Source organism: Sulfurimonas sp. (assembly GCF_027056685.1).
Classification (GTDB): Bacteria; Campylobacterota; Campylobacteria; order Campylobacterales; family Sulfurimonadaceae; genus Sulfurimonas.
Genome location: NZ_JALUKE010000020.1, coordinates 1 through 1,636, shown reverse-complemented (window position 1 = coordinate 1,636; position 1,636 = coordinate 1). Strand labels below are relative to the sequence as shown.

Genomic DNA, 1,636 nt, shown 5'->3' with positions numbered 1-1,636 from the left:
CCCAATTGTCATTAAAGATGACAAAGCAGTCATTGGCCGTCCACCTTCAAAAATCGTTGATTTTTTAAAGGCTTAAACGCTCAATACTCACTCCATTATCTTTTAAAAACTTCGAGATAACATCTGAGTGAGTATGCTCATAAGGCCTGTCATAAACAATGCGTTTAATACCACTCGCTATAAGATTTTTACTACACTCACTGCATGGTTCAAGTGTCACATAGATAGTCGCGCCCTCTATGCTTATACCTTTTCTTGCCGCCCATATAATGGCATTCATCTCTGCATGAATCTCATAAGTCTTAGACCATTCATGATGCTCTGAAGTGTATTCGCCGTCCCAATAATCACAACAGTTTACATACCCTGGAGGTGTTCCATTATAACCCGTACTTAAAATACGCCCATCTTTTACAATGACTGCTCCAACTTGTTTAGAGACACACTTCGATGCAGAGGCAATTTCTGTTGCTATTTTTATAAATATTTGATCACTTAACATATTTTTTACTTTGGCATTCTAATAATACGAATATCCGCATTATCGCGTAAGCGTGCAAAATACTCAGTGAGAACTTCTTCTCTTTTTTTAGACATAATCGCATTGATAATCTGTGGTTTAATACTCTCTAGATCCATATCTTTTGCCATTTTTACAGATTTTATATAAAAACTCATAAAGCCACCCTGCCCATTTGGAAGTACAGGTGTAAAGGTATCTACTTTCGTTTTACTTAGTAGTGATGCCAACTCTGGAGAGATATGGTTATACTCCAACACTTGCTCATGTGAGGTGACAGAGGGAGAATAAAACATAAGATTATGCACCTTAGTCTCTAACTCTTCTCTGCTTTTTGATGTATAAATAGTTACATCAAAAGAGCTAGGGTGTTCAAGCTCTTTTTTGTGAAATTTAAAATACTCGGCTATTTCATCATCACTCGGTTCAGAAAGAGAACTCATAGCAATTGCCTGAAAGAGTTTCTCATGTAGCAATTTCTCTTTTATTTTCTTTTGAAGCGCACTTGAGCTCAGGCCATTACTATTGCGTACAGCATCGTAAAATTCACCTACACTCAGATGATTGCGCTCTGCAAGTCTCTTAATGTCAGCGTACACTTCATCACTTGTAACAGTGATTTTTCTCTTTTTTATCTCCAATGCCTCAAGCTTTTTACGAATGAGCAACTCAGAAACTTTTTTCGCATCCAAATGCGTTTGGGTCATCGCTTTTTGCATATCTAAAAGAGTTATTGCCTTATCTTCCACAACAATGGCAACACCATCATATATTTTAGCACTCAGCAAGCTCGTCATAAGTAACAACAGTAATATTTTATACATATCTATCCATTTTTTTATTTAGGTGTATTTTACCAACCTTTAACCAACATTTGCCTAAAATTTCATTAATAGACTTCTTTCATAGCCTAGATATATTTCAGAGGAAAGAAAAAAAGATGAAATTGTGTAAAATCTTTTTTGAAGCATAGCCATAGCTACGGTGAAAAAAAGTTTTATGCAAGTTCGCTTTTTTTATTCCTCCCTTTGGGCAATTTATAGAGAGCTTTACTCTGCGTTAGATAACCTTCACCGTAGCTACGGCTACGCTGAAGAACATCTGCCTTGATTAAAA

At 36.1% G+C, this 1,636-nt stretch carries 2 protein-coding genes; both read right to left on the bottom strand.

Annotated features, from left to right (window positions below):
* Nucleotides 1–64: 64 nt before the first annotated feature.
* Entirely contained in the window at nucleotides 65–502 is a 438-nt protein-coding gene (locus MVY38_RS00830) for a deaminase (RefSeq protein WP_297434751.1), read from the bottom strand.
* 5 nt (nucleotides 503–507) lie between these two features.
* The gene (locus MVY38_RS00825; protein WP_297482388.1) at nucleotides 508–1,344 is read right to left on the bottom strand and encodes a peptidylprolyl isomerase; all 837 of its coding nucleotides are present in this window, start codon (nucleotides 1,342–1,344) and stop codon (nucleotides 508–510) included.
* Between the last annotated feature and the right edge of the window lie 292 nt (nucleotides 1,345–1,636).